The following is a 19,114-nucleotide window of genomic DNA, read 5'->3' as shown; positions in this document are numbered from 1 at the left end:
GGCGTCTGCCAGACTTGCCCGCGTGAGTGCCACGGACGAACTGGACACCTCGCCGACCACCCGGGCGCCGGAAGGCCGGGGATACTGGCGCCGGGCCGACCGGGCGGCGGGTGGCCTCGCCGCCGACCTGGTGCTCTACCTCCTCTCCGCCGGCTTCGCCGCCGTCACCGCGGCCACCTCCACACTCCTGCCGCACCGGGCCTGGGGCAGCGTCGCCGTCGCCGGCTACCTCGTCGCCACGATCCTGGTGCTCGGACAGCTTCTCGTCCGGCACAGCCGACCCGGTTCCCGGCTGGCCGGTACGGGCGCCCGGGGCGGGTTGACGGTCGCCACCTGGGCCGCCACCGCCCTGCTGCCGCTGGTCTGGCAGGCGGTCGAACGGGTCGGCGGCCGGCTCGACCGGGCCCAGGAGGAGGTGGTGGTGGTCGAGCACTCCGGTGCGCGGCTGCTCGACCACGGCACGTCGTACCTGACCCGGGACGCCATCGCCGCACTGCCGGGCGGGGAGCAACTGCTCGGCTACACCCCGTACCAGCCGGGGATGGCCCTCTTCGGGCTGCCCCGCGCCCTCGCCGGCACCGCGTGGTGGACGGACGCCCGGATCTGGTTCGCCGTGGCCACCGCCGTCGCGCTCGGCCTTGCCGTGCTGCTGCTGCGTCGGCCGGCGGCGGTTTCCGCCGGCCGCGCGGCGCCGTCGGCGGAGCGGACCGACGCCCGGGGCGCCGCGCTGATCCGGGCGGTACAGCTCGCGACGGTACTGCCGATCTGCGCGCTGACCCTGGCGACCGGCGGCGACGACCTCCCGGTCCTCGCCCTCTGCCTGCTCGCCCTCGCCTGCGCCGCCCGGGACCGCTTCCTCGCCGCCGGGCTGGCGGTCGGGCTCGCGGCGGCGCTGAAACTCTTCGCCTGGCCGGTCGCGCTGGTCCTGCTGGTGCACGCCGCCGTCCGGGGCCGCCGGAGCGGGCTGCGGCTGGCGGTCGGGGCGCTCGGCCTGCCGATCGCCGCGCTCGTCCCGGCCCAGCTCGTCGACTCGGCGGCGTTGGTCGAGAACGTGCTGCGCTTCCCGCTCGGCCACGGCCTGGTCAGCAGTCCGGCCGCGTCGCCGTTCCCGGGGTACCTGATCGCGCAGGCGCTGCCGGCCGGCCGGGTGGTCGCCGCCGCGCTGCTGGTCGCGGCCGGGGCGCTGATCGCCGTCCTGCTGCTGCGCCGTCCGCCCCGCACGGCCGCCTCCGCCGCGCTGTTCTGCGGGTACGGGTTGCTCGCCGCGATCCTGCTGATGCCGTCGACCCGGTTCGGGTACCTGCTCTACCCGGTCGCCTTCCTCGGCTGGGTCCCCGCGCTCCGGCTCGCCACCGGCGCGGGTCGGGGTGGACCGGCCGGCGGCGACACGCCGGACCCCGACTACACGCCGGTACCGACGGCCGTTCCGTGAACCCGTTACGTCCCGTGAATTCGGGTCGTTCTGCGAACCCGCGTGGTTCCGGGAACCCGCGTCGTTCCGTGCACCCGTTCCGTTCCGCCGAGCCACCCGGGCCGGACGAACCCGACGAGCCGGCCGCGCTACCGGGCCGGCCCGGCTGGGACGTCCTCGCCGCGGTCGCTCTCGGCGGTGCGCTCGGCTCGGCCGGCCGGTACGGGCTGGCGGTGCTCTGGCCGCACGCCGCCACCGGCGTACCGTGGGCGACCCTGGTCACCAACCTCTCCGGCTGCGCGTTGATCGGCCTGCTGATGCGGCTCGTCACCACCGCTGCCGCCCCGCACCGGCTGGTCCGGCCGTTCCTCGGCACCGGGATCCTCGGCGGCTACACCACGTTCTCCACGTACGCGGTGGAGACCCGGGGACTTCTCGCCGCCGGCCGCCCCGGTGTCGCCGTCGGCTACCTGCTCGGCACGCTCGCCGGAGCACTGGTCGCGGTACGCCTCGGGATATGGGCAGCGGACCGGGTGCGGTCGTGACCCGCCGGGCGGTACGACGATGCTGACCTGGGCGGCGGTACTGGTCGGCGGGGCGGTCGGCGCGGTCGGCCGGTTCATGGTCAACTGGCTGGTCGAGCGCCGGTCCCGCCCGGCCCCGTGGGGGACGTTCACGGTCAACGTCGTCGGCTCGCTGGTGCTCGGCCTCTTCGCCGGCCTCTCCGCCACCCTGCCGGACTGGGTCTGGACGCTGGTCGGCACCGGCTTCTGCGGCGCCCTGACCACCTACTCGACGTTCGGCTACGAGACCGTGCAGTTGGTGCGGAGCGGACCGGGCGGGCGCCGCCGGGCCGGGCTGAACGTCCTCGCCACCCTGGCCGTCGGGCTCGGCGCCGCCGCGCTGGGCTGGCAGCTCGGCACCGCCGCCCTGGGCTGACCCGATCGGTCGGCCCGGGTGCCGTTCCGACGGCTTTCTCGGGCGTCTGCCGAGCAGGGTCGGCCGGCGGGGCGTAAACCTGAGGCATGAACGCGACCTATCGGGATCGTGCGGAGGCCGGAGCCGTACTCGCCGACCGGCTCACCCCGATCACCGGCGACCCCGACGTGGTCGTCCTCGGGCTGGTCCGGGGCGGCGTACCGGTGGCGGCGGCGGTGGCGGAGCCGCTCGGCGCACCGCTGGACGTACTCGTGGTCCGCAAGCTGGGCCTGCCCCAGGCGCCCGAGGTGGCCTTCGGTGCCGTCGGGCCGGGCGGGCTCCGGGTGCTCAACGAGGAGATCGCCGGCCGGCTGGAGCCGGAGGAGGTGGACGCGGTCGTCCGGGCCGAGACCGCCGAGCTGGAACGGCGCGAGCGGCTCTACCGGAGGGACCGGCCGCCACTGCGGTTGGACGGCCGGATCGCCGTGATCGTCGACGACGGGCTCGCCACCGGAGCCACCGCACGGGCCGCCGTGGGGGTCGCCCGGCAACTGGGCGCCCGACGGGTGGTCGTCGCCGTCCCGGTCGGCGCGCCGCAGGCGTACGAGGTGCTCAGCGAGACCGCCGACGAGGTGCTCTGCCCGGAACGTCCGGCGGACTTCGGCGCCGTGAGCCGTTACTACGACGACTTCCACGAGGTGTCCGATGCCGAAGTGGTGGCCGCGCTGACGGGAACTAGGTGATTCGACCGGGTACCGTCGAGTGATGCAGATGACCTGTCCCAAGTGTCGTGGCGACATGCGCCAGTACGAGCGCAGCGGCGTCACGGTTGACCAGTGCACCGAATGCCGTGGCATCTTCCTCGACCGGGGCGAGTTGGAGAAGCTGTTCGAGGCCGAGGCCAACTGGAGCCAGCAGCAGGCGCCGGCACAGCAGCACGCGCCCGCCTCGGGCGCCGGATACCCGCCTCCGCCGCCGGCTCCGCACCAGCCCGCCTACGGCGGCCCGAGCCACGTACCGCCACCGCCGCCGCCACCGCCCGCCCACGGTTACCCGCCGGCGCCGGCCCCGGCGTACGGGCAGCACGGGCAGCCGCACTACGGCTACCACGGGCACTACCGGCACAAGAAGCGCAAGGGTTTCCTGAACGACTTCTTCGACTGACCGGTCCCGCCGGCAGGACGGTTCCGGTCTCCGCTCGGAGATCGGCCACCGGATCGGCCGGTTGCCGGAGTTTCGCGGATCCCCGTGCCCGGGCAACGAACCTCGCGCGTCGTCGACGGGCGGGCGTAGGTCGCCGAGCGCGGGGATCCCGCCATTCGTGGCGGTGGGCTCGACTGGACAGCGGTGGCTCGGCAGGACGGAGGTGGGTCGGCTGGACGGCGTGGACGCGTCCCGGACGGCGCGCGGTGAGGTGCCCGGGGTTGCGGGCAGCGAGGCGTCCCGGGCGGCGGGGCCGCAGCGGGCGCTCGGTGCGGCGTACGACCTCGTCACCGCGACCGTCGTCGACCTCGCCGACGCCGACCTGCTCCGGCCGACCCGCTGCCGGGGCTGGCTCGTCGTCGACCTGCTCCTGCATCTGGTCCTCGACGCCCAGCGGGCCCTGGTCACGCTCGCCAGCCCGGCGGTCGGGCCGGCGGACGTGGACGGCGTCAGCTACTGGCTGTCGCCGAGCGATCCGGACGAGGGACGACACGCCGCCTGGGTACGCCGATCCGCCGCCGCCTTCGACCGGCCGCGCGGGGTGGTCCGGCTCTGGACCGACACCGCACCGGCGGCGGTCCGGGCCGCCGCCGCGGCCGACCCGCTCGGGTACGTCAGCACCCAGGGCCACGTGCTGGCAGTGCCGGAGTTCCTCGCCACCCTGGTCACCGAGGCGGTCGTGCACCACCTCGACCTGACGGTGGACCTCCCGGACGCGCCCGGGCCGGAGCCGGAGGGCGTCGCCATCGCGGTGGCGACCCTGGACGGGCTGCTCAGCGCCGAGGCGATCCGCCCGCCCGACTGGTCGGACACCGACTATCTGCTGAAGGGGACCGGGCGGCTCCCGCTGAGCCCGCACGACCGGCTGGTGCTCGGCGAGGCCGCCGGCTGGTTCCCACTGCTCGGCTGAGCCACCTCGCGACGTGCCGGCCGGTGACTCGTGTCCGGCCGGTGGCTCGGCCTCCTGGCGGTGACGCGGTGTTCTGGCAGGCTCAGACGATGGCCATGTCGACGAACCGGGACAGGTGCAGCTGCGCCGCGACCGTCACGGTGTCCGTCGGTCCGTTCCGGTGCTTGGCGACGATGAAGTCCGCCTCGCCGGCCCGGGGAGACTCCTTGTCGTAGTAGTCGTCGCGGTGCAGCAGGATGACAACGTCGGCATCTTGCTCGATCGAGTTGTGGACCGCTATGCCGTTGGCGACGAAGTTGTGTGCCCCGGCCACCGTCGCGTCGTAGACCGTCTCGACACCGTCAGGCTCGATGGCAACGATCTCGTCCCAGGTCACGTCGTTTGTGGCGAGCATCTCTAGCTCGTTGTCCTGGAGAATCGCCGCCGCGCGGGCGATGCGGCCCCGGGATGGGTTGCGCTCCCACATCGCGGTGCCACAGAACTGCGTGCCCATCCCGGCGGCGAACTGCCGGTGCGTCATCCCGCGTTCCGCGAGGACATCCCGCACCCGCTCCCATACGGCTCGGGGAATGGTGTCGACGTTGGTGTTGGCCTTGACGCCTTGCAGCCGTTGACGCAGCGCGGCGGCGGCTTCACCACGCTTGCCGTGGACGCCGATCACCCGGCAGAACGCCTCCTGGTCACCGACGCCGTTGATGTGCAGGTGGTAGCTATCCCGGTAGCCGGCCTTCCTGACGGTCTTGGTCCGCGACTGGATACCGAAGCGCCACAGGAGGCGCGACACGTCGTCGACGAGCTGCCGGCTGGTTGAGGCGTAGTAGATCCGGCCGATGGGCCCCTTCCCGTTGTCCGGCTCGATCCAGACGCAGCCATCCGTGGCCCACAGGTGTCGGAGAAACAACGCGATCTGATCCTTCGGGAGGCTGAACACCTCCGTCGGCACGAATTTCTCGTGGCTGCGCTTGCCGAGCAACCCGAGGGAGTCAACCCAGACCGCGACGGGATTCCGCTTGCCGTGCGTCAGCCGGTACGGCGCAACCAGTCGAAGCGTTGTGCATCTTGCCTGCCGGTAATCGTCTCCAGCGGCGGTAACGCCGAAGTGAGTCGCGGCGTCGCGGACCGCCTCGATGTTGGCCTCGTCGATGCTGGCGTACCGGATCGACTGCCGCGGCAGCATCGACCCGTCCCCGATGAGATGGGCCAGGAGGGTGACCTGCCGATCGCTCCAGCTTGTGACCTGCTCTGGTGCGCAGACGTGGCGCGGGGCGGCGACCCGGCCGCCGACGGCGAGTTCACTGAGGGCGGTCCATCCCTCGTAGGTGAGAAACGGGTGGTTGGCGGTCGCCCGGATCTCCCGGCCCGACGCCAGTCGCAGCCGAAACACCTGCTTCTCGCCCGTGCTGAACACATGCGTGAGGTGCCGACGTACGTACCTCAGCCGGTCGTCGAGCGCCCACACGGGTACGTCCCGGGCACCGGCGGCGAACAGCTCACCCATGGTCGTCTCGGCGCCGGTGTCCGCGCGCAGCACCCGCGTCTCGGCGGTCAGGCAACCCGATTCGCGCAGATCAGACAACTGCGGGCGCTTGTCGGTACGCTGCTCCGGGCCACGGTTCAGCTGGCTGACCGCGATCACCGGACACTCGACCTCCTTGGCCAACAGCTTCAGCCCTCGGGACAGCTCCGCGACCTCCTGCTGACGGCTCTCGGTGCGCTTCGGCGAACTCATCAGCTGGAGATAGTCGACCACGATCATCTTGAGGTCGTGCCGCTGCTTGAGCCGTCGGGCCTTCGCCCGGATCTCCATCAGGTTCATGTTGGGGGTGTCGTCGACGAAGAGCGGCGCCTCGCTGATCTCGCCCATCCGGCGGGCCAGCTTGGTCCAGTCGTCATCCGAGAGCTGCCCGCTGCGCAGTACGTGCAACGGCACCCGGGCCTCCGCCGAGAGGAGGCGCATCACGATCTCGACCTTGCTCATTTCCAGCGAGAAGATCGCACTCGCACAGTTGTGCCGGATCGCGGCGTTCCTGGCGAAGTCCATCGACGCCGTCGAGTTGTGGGTCGGGATCATCGACCGACCGGCCAGGTAGAGGTGGTCGGCGTTGTCGACGGTCACGCAACGCACCGGCACGGTCGGCACCGGCCGTACGGCGACGATGTATCTCGCGCCCGCCCCGGTCGTGTCGGTCGCCCGGCGACGGTCGCGCTGCGCCTGGCGTTTCCGTCCGAGTCGGAAGACCTCGTCCGGCGTGCTGAAGGTGACGGTGTAGGTGGTCGACGTCTCCTCGCTGCGGCCCCTCACCCGCCTGGTCCCGATCGTGCAGCCGTAGCCGAGGCTGACCACCAACTCCCGCACGTCGAGTGCCAACCGGTGCGACGTCGACGTGTACTGGAGTTTGCCGGTCGGCGCGACCGCGCCGCCGGTGTCCATCAGACCGGCGAGCAGGGCACGACGCTGAGCCTCGGACGCCCGCAGGTAGGCGGCAGGCAGATGCTTGTTGTCCAGGACGTCCAGCGCCCGCAGGGCTCCGAAAAAGGATCCGTACCGCCGGTGGCATTCCGCGCACCGGCGACCCTGGGACGACGACGCCTGGCTCGGCGTCGGCCGGCCACACGACGCGCAGCCGACGGCGGGACCCGACGGCCGTACCCGGAATCCGTCGTGCTCGACCCCGGCGACGATCTCGTCGTCGACGGTGCTGAAGCGGGCGGCGGCGCGGTGACCGTCGCCGAGCCACACCCCGAGGGTGTACGGCGGGATGGCCAGGTCGCGTTCGGGCAGTTCCAGGGGCGCGCAGTTCTCGACGGCGTGGTTGAGGCGCCGATCCTGGTCGGTGGTCCGCAGGGTCGCCCGGATCTGCTCGGTGGTGAAGACGTTGTCGTGGGTCGCGGTGGTCACGCTGTTCATCGCTGGTTCCACCACGCTGACCAGGCGGTTCGGGGCAGTCGACGTCGTCTCGGCGAACTCACGCAGCCGGTTCGTCGACTCGTCGGACCGGTAGACTCGCCGAGGCGTTTCACCACCCTGCCGACGGCTCGCCCTGGTGGTCGTCTTCCACAGGTGCTCGGCATCGGCGACGAGGGTCGATCCGTCCGAGAACTCCACCTCGTAACACTGCCGGTCGTGCATGACCTCGAACGCGTGGGTCACCCGGGTCGGCCGACCGTCCGCGCCGAGCAGCCGGTCTCCCTCCCGGACCTCACCCATCGTGGTCCAGCCGTCGGGCGTGGGCAGCGGTGTGTCCAGCGCGAGCGCCTTGCCCAAACCAGGCCTGCCAGCCACGATCACCAACTGCCCGGGGTGCAGCCCGTTGAGCAGCCGGTCCAGGTCGGTGAAGCCGGTCGGTACCCCGGTCATCACGCCGCCCTGCGCACCGACCGCCTCGATCTCGTCGAGCGTCGGCTGGAGCATGTCCGCGAGCACCGCGAAGTCCTCGCTGACCCGCTTCTCGGTCACGTCGTAGATCGCCTGCTGGGCCAGGTCCACCACGTCGTCGACGTCCCGCCCGCCGCCACCGGCGGAGCCGTAGCCGAGCTGCACGATCCGGGTACCCGCCTCGACCAGGCGCCGCAGCACCGCGCGCTCGCCGACGATCCGGGCGTAGTAGGCGGCGTTGGCGGCCGTCGGCACGCTGGCGATCAGCGTGTGCAGGTAGGGCGCACCGCCGATCCGGGCCAGGTCGCCGGAGTCGGCGAGCGCGGCGGCGACGGTGATGGCGTCGGCCGGCTCGCCCCGGCCGTACAGATCCAGGATCGCGTCGAAGACGGTCGAGTGCACCGGCCGGTAGAAGTCGTTGGTCCGGAGGATCTCGACCACGTCGGCGATCGCGTCCTTGGAGAGCAGCATGCCGCCGAGCACGCACTGCTCGGCCGCGATGTCCTGCGGCGGAGTCTTGTCGAACTGCCCGTCGCGCGGCGCCGGCACCTCCGTCGGCGGACCCGACGGGCGCGACTCCCCACGCGACGGGCGCGGCTCCCCACGCACGTCATCGGTGACCGACACGGGCATCCCCCTCCGCCACACCGGCTGACCCCTAGCGAACCGCCGACGTACGACATTTCCCGGCTGACCCACGGCTCCGGTCGGCCGGCGGGCCGGGCCGGCCCTGGCCAGTCGGCTCGACCGGGGGACGTCGGCACGGGTGGCAGGGTCAGGGCGCAACGATACGGACGTCGAGGTCAGACTCTCAAGCACGCCGGTGGACGGAGCTCGGGACAACCTGTGGACGGTTTCCCGACGGGGTGTGTGCGGCCCTGTGCACAGCCTGTGGACAACGATTGGGGAAGATAGCCTGGAGCGTGCCTGACCTGCGACGACTCGGTCCCCAGCATGTGGAGGAAAGAAACAGGTCAAATTCGGGCTACCGGGACGGCGTATCATCGGGCGACGGCAATCTGCGTACGGTACTCGCGAACGACCTACCAGACTCCTCGCGATCGGCTAACCAGAAAGGTCACGCCTCGGCTGTGGACCATTGGGATCGGGGGCGGGGTGAGCTCGCCCGACATGAGTGGCAGGACGGTGGCGGCCGGAGCGACCCGGCGCCGCCCTGGCCAGGTGATCCTTATTCGCGTTCCGACGTCACCTACCGCACTCCGAGCCGACGACGAGCCCGGCACCGTGGCGCACCCGAGCCGGTCGACAGCTACACGCCGTCCTGGGCCCGGGAGTCCACCGAGCCGCTCCAGTCCGGGGCCTCCCGGGCGTACACCGGCAGTGCCGGCTGGGCCACCGACGACGCCGACCGGCCCTCGGGCTCCGACCTGGACCCTCGGGACGGTGGCCGGCACCATCGCCCCGACATGCTGGCCGAGCCGGCCGCGGAGACCGGCCGCCCGGGGCGTCAGCGGGTCGCCCCGGAAGTGACCTGGGACAGCACCGGCGAATACTGGCGCGGTCCGAGTGGCGCGGTCGACGACACCCCGGGCGGTGAGAGCGTCGGTGACCGCTGGCGCGGTAGCGGCGACCCCGTCGGCCGGCGGAGCGAGGCGACCGGCGGCACCTGGCGTGACACGGCAGGGGGCACCTGGCGCGACACCACCGGGAGTACGGCGGGCGGCACGAGACGCGACGCGGCAGGCAGCACCTGGCGCGACACGACCGGCAGCGCGGCACGCGACGCGGTCGGAGGCACGCAGGGCGAGACCACCGAGACCGGGACGACCGGGCGGCGCGGCAGGCGTCGCGCCGCTGCCGATCGACACCCGGACGAGGTCGACGACTGGGCGGCCACCACGCCCACCAGTGGCTGGGTCGGCGCTGCCCCCACCACCGGTGCCGGTGCCGGGACCCCGGCCGGGGGATGGATCTCCGAGGCACCCACCTCCGGCGGATGGGCTGCCGCCGCGCCCACCACCGGTGCCGGTGCGAACAGCGGGCTGTTCGGCGGCCCTCCGACGAGGTCCGGGACGGGCCGGCGACGCCGCGCCGACCCGGACGATGACCCCACGGCCGCGCCCACCTCGGGGTGGGGCGTCGGAGCGACCACGGATTCGCCGCCCACCGCGACCGGCCGCCGCGACCCGACCGACACCACTGCCGGTTGGCGCCAGCGGACCGACGATTCCGCGTCCGGCCGGTGGGGCGGGGCCGGCGAGCGGGAGCCCGACCCGGCGTACGACTCCGCGCAGCCGGCGCCGGGACGTCGACGCCGCGCCACGCCGGCCGGTTGGGAGTCCGACGATCCGGCCGGCCCGGTCGCGCCCGTCGGGCGGCGGCGCTCCCGGCACCGGGCCGAGGAGGAGCCGACGCAGCTCGCGGAGCGGCCGGACGCCGCCCCCTCCATCGAGCCGGAGCCGGGGACCGAACAGTCGAGGGCGAGCGCCCGCTGGGTACGCTCGGCCGGCCAGGGCGAATCCGGCGGCGGTACCGGTCGACCGTGGCGCGGCGAGAACACGCCGACCAGTTCGGCCGGCACCGGTGCCCGACGGCGGCAACGCGAGCCGGACGCCGAGCCCGTGCGTCGCTACCGGGACGCCGGGCCGGTACGCCGGGCCGGCGAGGAGCGGGCGGACCGGGGTCGGCACGCCGACCCGGGCCGGCGCTCGGACGCGGCCGGCGCGGGTTGGGGCACGGATGCCGGGCCATGGGACCGGTTCACCGACACCGGGATGTTGGACCGGATCACCGACGGCGATCCGCCCGGGGCTACCGGCACCAGCCGGCGCCGAGACCGGAACACCGACCCGGGACGCTGGGACCGGTCCACGGACACGGGCCAGTGGGACCGGTCCACGGACACCGGTCAGTGGGACCGGTTCACCGACACCACCGAGTGGCGGCACGGCGAACTCGCCGGGCTGGCCCGGGACGCCGGCGGCGGACGCGACACCACCGCCGACAGCGGTACCCGGGACAGGGGCCGTACCGAGTCGGACGGTGCCGACGCGTTCTGGTCCGGGACCAGGCTGGCCGGCGACGATCCGCGCTGGATGGGCATTCCGGACTCTGCGCCGCGTTCTCCGGCGGTTGCTTACCCGGCACCTGCCCGGCCGGTGTCGCCGGCCCGCCGAGCGAGTCAGCCCAGCACACCGACGGGGCGGCCGGCAGCGGCACCGGGCCGCGGTCGCGCCGCTGGTCGCGCCGGTACGGTCGGCTCGACCCGCAGCGTCAGCGGAGCGGGTACGACCACCCGACGCGGACCGAGCGGTGGCCTGCCGACCTCGGCGACCCGGACGGGGCGGCCCAGCCCGTTGAGTCGACGACTCGAAGACGACCTGCTCGATCCCCGGCCCAGTGGCCCGCTCACCGCCGTCCTCTACACCGTCGCCTGGTACGCGGTCGCCGTACTGGCTGTCTTCGTCTGGGTACTCACGCTCGACGCGAGTGTGCCGGTGGACTGCGTACCCGGGGTCTCCGGCGCGTGTGAGTCGGAACGGGGCCAGGCGATCTCCGCGCTGGTGGCCGGGGTGCCCCGGTTCCTCGCGGCGCTGGCGACCGGTCTGGTGGTCGCGGCCCTGATGCGCTGGTTCAACCGCACCTGGCGGGCGGTGACCATCGGGTTCGCGGCAGCGGTCGTCGGTGGTGGGCTCTCCACCGTCTTCTTCAGCGCGATCAGTGGTCAACCGGTCGGCTGAGGGGCCGAGGGGCTGCCCCGTTCCTGGACAAGACGATTCCGGGGTGCCGTCCAAGCGGACGGCACCCCGGAACTTGCTCTGTCGCCTGGCCGGCTACTTGCCCGGTACGACCTTCAGGTCGAACCGCGCGGTGACCTCCGGGTGCAGCTTGACCCGCACCTGGTGGCTGCCGACCGACTTGATGGCGCCCGGCAGCTCCAGCCGACGCCGGTCGAGGGACGGCCCACCGGCCGCCTTCACCGCGTCCACCACGTCGCCGGGGGTCACCGAGCCGAAGAGCCGCCCACCGTTGCCGGCGCGCGCGGTCAGGTTGACCTTGAGGCCCTCAAGCTGGGCCTTCACCTCGTTGGCGTGACCGAGGTCGCGGATCTCCCGGGCCGCGCGGGCCCGCTGGATGACCGTGACCTGCTTCTCCGCGCCCTTGGTCCAGGCGATCGCGAAGCCCTGCGGCAGCAGGTAGTTACGGCCGTAGCCGTCCTTGACCTCGACGATGTCGCCGGGGCTGCCGAGGCCCGACACCTCCTGGGTCAGGATGATCTTCATGTCGGCGCCTCCTCTCAGCGGGCCGTGGCCGTGTACGGCAGGAGCGCCATCTCGCGGGCGTTCTTGACCGCACGGGCGATCTGCCGCTGCTGCTGGGAGGTGACCCCGGTCACCCGCCGAGCGCGGATCTTGCCGCGGTCGGAGATGAACTTGCGCAGCAGCGCGGTGTCCTTGTAGTCGATGTAGGTGATCCCGTCCTTGTCGAGCGGGTTCACCTTCTTCTTCGGCTTGCGCAGTGCCGCAGCCTTTGCCATTGCTCTTGCTCCTGGTTTGCGATCCCGTGTGCTCGGCACGCGGGTCAGAACGGGGGCTCGTCGTCGAAGTTGCCGCCGCCCGAACCGGACGAGCGCGAGGAGGCCGGAGCCGCCGTGGCCCACGGGTCGTCGAAGTTGCCTCCGCCGGCACCGCCCTGGCCACCGCCACCGCCACCGCCGGAGGCGCCGAACCCGCCACCGCCGCCGGAGCGCGACATCTTCTGCACCTTCGCCGTGGCGTACCGCAGCGACGGGCCGATCTCGTCGACCTCAAGCTCGATGACGGTGCGCTTCTCGCCCTCGCGGGTCTCGTAGGTCCGCTGCCGGAGCCGGCCCGACACGATCACGCGGGCGCCGCGCTGCAACGACTCGGCGACGTGCTCCGCCGCCTGCCGCCAGACGGTGCACGAGAGGAAGAGCGGCTCGCCGTCCTTCCACTCGTTCGTCGTGCGGTCCATGAACCGGGGCGTCGAGGCGACCCGGAACTTGGCGACCGCAGCGCCGGACGGGGTGAAACGCAACTCGGGGTCGTCGGTCAGGTTGCCGATGACCGTGATGGTGGTATCTCCTGCCATGACCATCTCCTCGCGCACTCATCAGTCCCTGAAAGGCTGCCAGAGCAGTACGACAGGACGGATGAGGCTGATCCGGGCGTGCCGGAAACGCGTCAGCGCGTCTCCGGCCGGATGACCTTGGTGCGCAGCACGGACTCGTTGAGTCGGAGCTGCCGGTCCAGCTCGGCCACCGCCGCAGGCGTTGCCTGCAGGTCGATGACGGCGTAGATCCCCTCGGCCTTCTTGTCGATCTCGAACGCGAGGCGTCGGCGACCCCACACGTCGAGCTTCTCCACCGAGCCACCCGCGGTCCGGATCACGTTGAGGTACGTGTCGAGCGACGGGGCGACGGTGCGCTCCTCGAGGCTTGGATCGAGGATGACCATGATCTCGTAATGACGCAAGACGTGCTCACCTCCTCTGGGCTAGCGGCCACGGTCCTTCCGTGGCAGGAGGTCATGCGTCGTTGCCGCGCGGTCTCGGGAGGGATCCCGTCGCGCCACGGACAACCTGAGCAGAATACCCGGTCCACCGGCGTCGGGCGTCGTCGGACCCCCGTACCCCACCGGCCGGCCGGCGTGGGCCGGGACTCCTTCGCCGGCGCCGTGCGGTCCCCGCCGGGCCGGCGCCGAGAGCCTCGGCCGGACCGGCGCCGAGAGCCTCCTCCGGAGCGTGTCCGGAGGAGGCTCTTCGACGTAGAGCCGCGGGGCGCATCCCGTCCGCATTCTTTGGGTGGGACCTGGGGAGGAACGACCACACCGATGAGTTGGATGGAAGGCGCCCCGCGGAGCCTATTGTATTGTCATCTTACGCGATAACAGTCTGTCTTGTGCGTTGAGCGAAAATCGCCCGAATTGCTCCTGCCGAGACGCCCACCACACAGATGGTGGCGACCAGCACCAGCAGCGAGATCTCTTCAGCCGGCCGGACCGGCTCGGCCCGCCCTGCCCGGAGGGCGGCAGCCCCGCCGAGTCGGTCGGGCGGCGGAGGGTAGCTGCCCGGCGCCGCTTCCTGCGGCGCACCGGCGCTCCGGGGGCCGGCCACATCGGGACCATGCGGCACCGACCCCACCTCGACTCGCCCGACCGACCCGGCGGGGAAAATCCGGACCGGCGCCGCGCCGGCCCCGGTGAGCGACACCGACGCCTCGACCGCGACACCCGACAGCAGCGGTGACGCGCCCGCGACGAGCGCGGCGACCGCTACGGTGGCCTGGCGGCGGAGCGACAGGATCACGTCTTCCCTCTTCCGGCACGACTCGTGGACCGATCCGACCCGGACACCCTGACGAGACACCTGACGAGCGGATCTCACCTGTGCCGGGCGAACGGATCTCACCTGGAGAAACGATCCATCCGCCGGGCGGTGACGCGGGTCGTCTCGGGCCGTACGCCGTCGAGCTGTCCGACCCGGAGGTGCGCCCGTCCCCGCCCGACCGACCGGAGCGACGTAGGCTCGCCTCCATGCGTATCGGAGCCCATGTCGACGCCACGGACCCGTTGGACGAGGCGGCCCTCCGGAAGGCGGACGCGGTCCAGTTCTTTCTCGCCGATCCGCAGAAGGACTGGAAGACGCCACAGCCACGGGCCGACGCCGCCCGGCTGCGCGAATCCGAGGTGGACGTCTACATCCACGCCCCGTACGTCATCAACCTCGCCACCACCAACAACCGGATCCGCATCCCCAGCCGGAAGCTGCTGCTCGGGCATGCCACCGCCGCCGCGGCGGTCGGCGCCAAGGGCCTGATCGTGCACGGCGGGCACGTCAACGCGGGCGACGACATCGCCAAGGGCTTCGACAACTGGCGCAAGGCGTTCGCCCAGGCCGCCGACTCCGGCGGGCACGACGTTCCGGTACTCATCGAGAACACCGCTGGCGGCGACAACGCCTGCGCCCGGCGCTTCGACAACCTGGCCCGGCTCTGGGACGCGGTGGGCGACTACAACGTCGGCTTCTGCCTGGACACCTGCCACGCACATGCCGGCGGCGAGGACCTCCTCGACATCGTCGACCGGGTACTGGCGATCACCGGCCGGATCGACCTGATCCACGCCAACGGCTCCAAGGACGCCTTCGACTCCGGGCGGGACCGTCACGAGAACCTGACCGGCGGCACCATCGACCCCGACCTGGTGGTGGCGGTGGTGCGGGCGGCCGGCGCACCGGTCATCGTCGAGACTCCCGGCGGGGTCGACGGTCAGGCCACGGACATCGCCTATCTCCGCGACCGCGTAGGCCGATAGGGGCGAAGACCCGATGTCGACGGACCAGTCCAACGCGAACGAGACAACCCGGTCCAGTACGCCGACCGGCGCCGCCGACCCGGCCCCGGACCCGGGTGCGGCCACGACCGGGCCGGCGGCCACGCCGCCCGCATCGGGTACCCCCGCCAGTTCGGATTCCGGCGCGGCCGGGGCGGGCACGCCGTCGACGGAGCCGGCCGACCAGGACGAGGCCGCGAAGACCGGCGACGCGGGGCAGCAGAGGAACGCTCCCGCCGAGGGTGCGGCCGCCGAAGGCAAGCAGGCCGTCGAAGGCAAGCAGGCCGCCGAGAGTGGCGCTGCCAAGGACGCGGATGTCGCCGGGCAGGAGGCGGAAGGCGGCGCGGCCAAGGCGCCAGCGGGCGGCAAGGCGAAGCCATCCGACGGCAAGGCGAAGGACGACGCCGGGGAGGACAAGGACAGTACGGAGAAGGAGGGAGCGGGGAAGAAGGGCGGCAAGGAGGGTACGGAGAAGTCCGCCGGCAGTGCGGAGCCGGCGAAGCCTGCCGACCCGTTCGCCTCGTTCGCGCCGGCTCCCGAGGTGGTACCGGGACGGCTCCGGCGGATCGGCCGGGCGGTGAACCGCCGGCTGGTGCACGAGTGGACGCTGGCCGGACTCGGCGCCCTGGCACTGGCGGTCCTGATGACCTGGCCGACCCTGCGCTACCCCCGGCACACCCTGCCGCAGGACTACTGGGACCCGGCGCTCCAGTCCTGGCAGGTCGCCTGGTCCGGGCACATCCTGCTGACCAAGCCGGCCCAGCTCTGGCAGAGCAACGCCTTCTTCCCGGAGACCTGGACCTTCGCCTTCTCCGACACCCTGCTCGGGTACGCCCCGGCGGGCATGATCGGTCAGGGTCCGGAGGCGGCGATCCTTCGCTACAACATCCTCTTCGTGCTGGCCCACGCGCTCGCCGCGCTCGGGGCGTACGCGCTGGTGCGGCAGCTCGGGGCGGGACGGATCGGCGCCGCCGTGGCGGGGGTCGGCTTCGCGTACGCGCCGTGGCTGCTCGGCCAGGCCGGTCACCTGCACGTGCTCTCCAACGGCGGTATCCCGCTCGCTCTGGCCATGCTGGCCCGGGGACACGGCTGGTCGCTGCGGCGCGGCTACCGCCCGGATCGGCGACGTTCCGGCTGGGCGTTCGCCGGCTGGCTGGTCGCCGCCTGGCAGCTCAGCCTCGGCTTCGGCATCGGCCTCGTCTTCGCGTACGTGATGGGTCTGATCGCGGTCGTGGTGCTGCTGAGCTGGCTGGTCCGGCGGATCCTGCGCCGTCCCCGGCGCCAGTGGTTCGGATTCCGGCTGCTGCTGGCCGACTTCTGGGGCGGCGCGATCTTCGCGGCGACCGGTGCCCTGCTGGCGATCCCGTACTTCAAGGTCGCCGAGCTGCACCCCAACGCCCGGCGGACCGCCGAGGAGCTGCACAACTATTCCCCGCCGCCGGGTGGATTCCTGACCGCTCCGCCGGAGTCGCTGATCTGGGGCGATCTGCACGAGCCTGTCCGGGCCGGGTTGCCCGGGCTGCCGGAGACCACCCTGCTGCCGGGGTACGTCCTCTTCGCGCTCGCCCTCGGCGGCCTCTTCTTCTCGATCTGGACGCTACGCCAGCGCCTGCTGCTGCTGGCGGCCGTGCTCGCCACCGGGGTGCTGGCGATGGGCAGCCGGTTCTTCGGCGGTACCTGGACCTATCTGCCACTCTTCGAGCACCTGCCCGGCTGGGACGGCCTGCGTACTCCGGGCCGGCTGATGATCTGGGTGACCCTGCTGCTCTGTGTCCTCGCCGCCGGTTCGGTCGGCGCGTTCGCGGAGCGGGCCCGGCAGATCTCGGCCGTCGAACGGGTACCGCCCCGGCCGGGTCCGTTCCTGCGGCTGGTCACGCTGCTGCCGATCGCGCTGGTACTGGTCGAGGGGCTGAACACCACCCCGCATCCGGTGGTACCGGTGCAGCCGGCGTCGATGCGGGTCGCCAACGGGCCGATCCTGGTGCTTCCCTCGGACCAGAAGACCGACCAGCACGTGATGCTCTGGTCGACCAGCCGGTTCCAGGACATCGTCAACGGCGGCAGCGGGTTCACCCCCGACCGGCTCGCCGAGGTGCGCCAGGCGACGGCGAACTTCCCGGACCAGGCGAGCATCGACTTCCTGCGCAACATGGGCGTGCGTACGGTGATCGTGCTCCGGGACCGGGTGGCCGACACCCCGTTGCAGACCACCGTCGACCTGCCGGTCGACTCGCTCGGGATCAGCCGGGAGGACGTCGGGGAGACGGTCGTCTACCGGCTCTGATTCCGCCCCGCCCCACTGCGGTCCCGGCTCTCTCCGCTCGGGGCGGGCCGGTCAGGTCGTGGCGGGGGCCGGTTCGGCCGGTGCCGGCCGGCCCTTGAGTCGGGCGAGCCAGGAGGCGTCCGGAGCGCCGTCGTAGATCCCGCCGTCGGGATCGTCGAGGTAGGTGTGCCGGACCGGGTCGCCCTCGGGCCGCAGAATGTCCCGGACGACCAGCACGCAGAGCACCACGACGGTGGTCAGCCGCAGCGTGGCCGCGAGCACGAAGACTCCCTCGGGGAAGACCTGCTTGCCGCCGGCCCCGAGCAGTTCGCCATAGAACGCGACGAAGTAGCCGATCTCGGCGAACTGCCAGGCGAGGAAGGCGCCCCAGCGCGGCCGGGCCAGCACCAGCAGCGGCAGCAGCCAGAGGTTGAACTGCTGCGACCAGACCTTGCTGAAGATCAGGAACGCCGCGACCATCAGGAAGACCAGCGCGGCCAGCCGGGGCCGCCGCTTGGCGAAGAGCGCCAGCGCGCCGATGGCGAGGAACGCGAGGGTGATCAGGGCGTACGAGAGGGTGTTCAGGGTCGGGATGTTGTTGCTGAGCCACTGGAACGGCCCCTCGTCACCGGGACCGCCGCTGTTCCACTTGCTGTCCAGGTAACGGCCGATATACCAGAGGGTGCCCCAGTCGACCGCCCGCTCGCTGTTCAGGTCGAAGAAGCGTCGCCAGTTCTCCGGGTAGAGGATCGCGACCGGCAGGTTCACCGCCACGATGGTGACGACGGCGGAGCCGATCGTCAGCGCCATCTCCTTCACCCGAGCGGTACGCAGCCCGAGCAGGAAGAGCGGCCAGAGCACGAAGAGCGGCCAGAGTTTCGCGGAGGTGGCCAGGCCGAGCAGGATGCCGGCGGCCAGGGGTTGTCGTTTCGCCCAGGCGTACATGCCGATCGCGGCGAACCCGATGGCGAGCAGGTCCCAGTTGACGGTGGCGGTGACCAGCAGCGCGGGGGAGAGCGCGAACATCGCCGCGTCCCAGGGGCGGCGGCGGCGCAGTGCCAGGATCATCGCCACGGTGGCCACCGCGAGCGCGCCGAGAACCAACGCGTTGAGGTTGTAGAACCACTGCGCCTGGTTGATCTCGGGCCGGTCGACTCCGATGCTGTGCACCGGCAGGCCGAGCGCGCCCATGAAGTATCCGGTGACCACCGGGTATTCCACCGGGTGGTCCCGGTAGGGCACCTTGCCCTCGTTGAGCCCTTCGGCGTAGTAGAGGGCCAGCACGTCGGTGTAGCAGAACCGGGTGTACTGGACGTTGTTCTGCCAGGCGCCGTCCTGGCAGGGCGACTTCTGCACCCAGTGCAGGGCCAGGGTGAGGCAGGTCAGCGCCAGCACGATCCGGGCGGCCGTCCAGAACCGGCCGCTGGCCTGGGTGCCCCGGCGCTCGACACCACTGGCGTGCGCGCCGATCGGGCCGCCGATGGCCTCGGAGAGCCCCCGGACGAAGCCGTCCGACCGGGACGGGTGGTCAGCCTTCTCAGGTTCGTCGATGCCAGCCGGCGACTGCGCGCTCATGAACAGGCATCCTGCCGTACCGGGTCGGGTTCCGTCCGGCCCGGTCCACCGTGTCGGCGGATGTCGTCGAAAAGACGGCCGGCGGCCGGGTCGTGGGACCCGGCCGCCGGCCGCCGAGGTCGAAGGGGCACACTGCTCCCCGGTG

Annotated in this window: 16 protein-coding genes; 9 read left to right on the top strand and 7 right to left on the bottom strand. The window is 72.3% G+C overall.

Annotated elements, in window-relative coordinates; genetic code table 11:
• Positions 1 to 40: 40 nt before the first annotated feature.
• From V1634_RS23520 to V1634_RS23495, 6 genes are all read left to right on the top strand, one after another.
• Positions 41 to 1,432, top strand: a complete 1,392-nt coding sequence (locus V1634_RS23520) for a glycosyltransferase 87 family protein (RefSeq protein ID WP_331210083.1) — start codon at positions 41 to 43, stop codon at positions 1,430 to 1,432.
• A gap of 68 nt (positions 1,433 to 1,500) precedes the next feature.
• A complete protein-coding gene (crcB, locus tag V1634_RS23515) occupies positions 1,501 to 1,956 on the top strand; it encodes a fluoride efflux transporter CrcB (RefSeq protein WP_331210060.1) in 456 nt (151 codons plus the stop codon).
• Between the two features lie 19 nt (positions 1,957 to 1,975).
• The gene (crcB, locus tag V1634_RS23510) at positions 1,976 to 2,350 is read left to right on the top strand and encodes a fluoride efflux transporter CrcB (protein ID WP_331210059.1); all 375 of its coding nucleotides are present in this window, start codon (positions 1,976 to 1,978) and stop codon (positions 2,348 to 2,350) included.
• An 86-nt stretch (positions 2,351 to 2,436) separates the two neighbouring features.
• The gene (locus tag V1634_RS23505) at positions 2,437 to 3,072 is read left to right on the top strand and encodes a phosphoribosyltransferase (protein WP_331210058.1); all 636 of its coding nucleotides are present in this window, start codon (positions 2,437 to 2,439) and stop codon (positions 3,070 to 3,072) included.
• A gap of 19 nt (positions 3,073 to 3,091) precedes the next feature.
• A complete protein-coding gene (locus V1634_RS23500; protein WP_331210057.1) occupies positions 3,092 to 3,493 on the top strand; it encodes a TFIIB-type zinc ribbon-containing protein in 402 nt (133 codons plus the stop codon).
• A gap of 202 nt (positions 3,494 to 3,695) precedes the next feature.
• Complete coding sequence (locus V1634_RS23495; RefSeq protein ID WP_331210056.1) at positions 3,696 to 4,442, top strand: maleylpyruvate isomerase N-terminal domain-containing protein; 747 nt, start codon at positions 3,696 to 3,698, stop codon at positions 4,440 to 4,442.
• Positions 4,443 to 4,524: 82 nt separating this feature from the next.
• Here the strand turns inward: V1634_RS23495 and V1634_RS23490 are convergent, their stop codons facing one another.
• The gene (locus tag V1634_RS23490) at positions 4,525 to 8,451 is read right to left on the bottom strand and encodes a replicative DNA helicase (RefSeq protein ID WP_407951836.1); all 3,927 of its coding nucleotides are present in this window, start codon (positions 8,449 to 8,451) and stop codon (positions 4,525 to 4,527) included.
• A gap of 794 nt (positions 8,452 to 9,245) precedes the next feature.
• Here V1634_RS23490 and V1634_RS23485 point away from each other — a divergent pair.
• Complete coding sequence (locus V1634_RS23485; protein ID WP_331210054.1) at positions 9,246 to 11,519, top strand: hypothetical protein; 2,274 nt, start codon at positions 9,246 to 9,248, stop codon at positions 11,517 to 11,519.
• 93 nt (positions 11,520 to 11,612) lie between these two features.
• On the opposite strand, the gene rplI is transcribed toward V1634_RS23485, so the two are convergent.
• The 5 genes from rplI to V1634_RS23460 form a co-directional block, all read right to left on the bottom strand.
• A complete protein-coding gene (rplI, locus tag V1634_RS23480; protein WP_331210053.1) occupies positions 11,613 to 12,062 on the bottom strand; it encodes a 50S ribosomal protein L9 in 450 nt (149 codons plus the stop codon).
• Between the two features lie 14 nt (positions 12,063 to 12,076).
• Positions 12,077 to 12,316, bottom strand: a complete 240-nt coding sequence (gene rpsR, locus V1634_RS23475; protein ID WP_007073789.1) for a 30S ribosomal protein S18 — start codon at positions 12,314 to 12,316, stop codon at positions 12,077 to 12,079.
• 44 nt (positions 12,317 to 12,360) lie between these two features.
• On the bottom strand, positions 12,361 to 12,909 hold the full coding sequence (locus V1634_RS23470) for a single-stranded DNA-binding protein (RefSeq protein ID WP_331210051.1): 549 nt from the start codon (positions 12,907 to 12,909) through the stop codon (positions 12,361 to 12,363).
• Positions 12,910 to 12,983: 74 nt separating this feature from the next.
• Positions 12,984 to 13,274, bottom strand: coding sequence for a 30S ribosomal protein S6 (gene rpsF, locus V1634_RS23465; protein ID WP_101368798.1), 291 nt, complete (start codon positions 13,272 to 13,274; stop codon positions 12,984 to 12,986).
• A 403-nt stretch (positions 13,275 to 13,677) separates the two neighbouring features.
• Positions 13,678 to 14,106, bottom strand: a complete 429-nt coding sequence (locus V1634_RS23460) for a hypothetical protein (RefSeq protein ID WP_331210050.1) — start codon at positions 14,104 to 14,106, stop codon at positions 13,678 to 13,680.
• Positions 14,107 to 14,333: 227 nt separating this feature from the next.
• Between V1634_RS23460 and V1634_RS23455 the strand changes: the two genes are divergently transcribed.
• Both V1634_RS23455 and V1634_RS23450 read left to right on the top strand, forming a co-directional pair.
• Complete coding sequence (locus V1634_RS23455; RefSeq protein WP_331210048.1) at positions 14,334 to 15,113, top strand: deoxyribonuclease IV; 780 nt, start codon at positions 14,334 to 14,336, stop codon at positions 15,111 to 15,113.
• Positions 15,114 to 15,126: 13 nt separating this feature from the next.
• Positions 15,127 to 17,415, top strand: a complete 2,289-nt coding sequence (locus V1634_RS23450) for a hypothetical protein (RefSeq protein ID WP_331210047.1) — start codon at positions 15,127 to 15,129, stop codon at positions 17,413 to 17,415.
• A gap of 51 nt (positions 17,416 to 17,466) precedes the next feature.
• On the opposite strand, the gene V1634_RS23445 is transcribed toward V1634_RS23450, so the two are convergent.
• The gene (locus V1634_RS23445) at positions 17,467 to 18,969 is read right to left on the bottom strand and encodes a glycosyltransferase family 87 protein (RefSeq protein WP_331210046.1); all 1,503 of its coding nucleotides are present in this window, start codon (positions 18,967 to 18,969) and stop codon (positions 17,467 to 17,469) included.
• Positions 18,970 to 19,114: the final 145 nt, after the last annotated feature.

The organism is Plantactinospora veratri (assembly GCF_036421995.1).
GTDB classification, from domain to species: Bacteria; Actinomycetota; Actinomycetes; order Mycobacteriales; family Micromonosporaceae; genus Plantactinospora; species Plantactinospora veratri.
The sequence above is the reverse complement of the archived record's forward strand: the minus strand, read 5'-3'. Positions and strand labels throughout refer to the sequence as shown.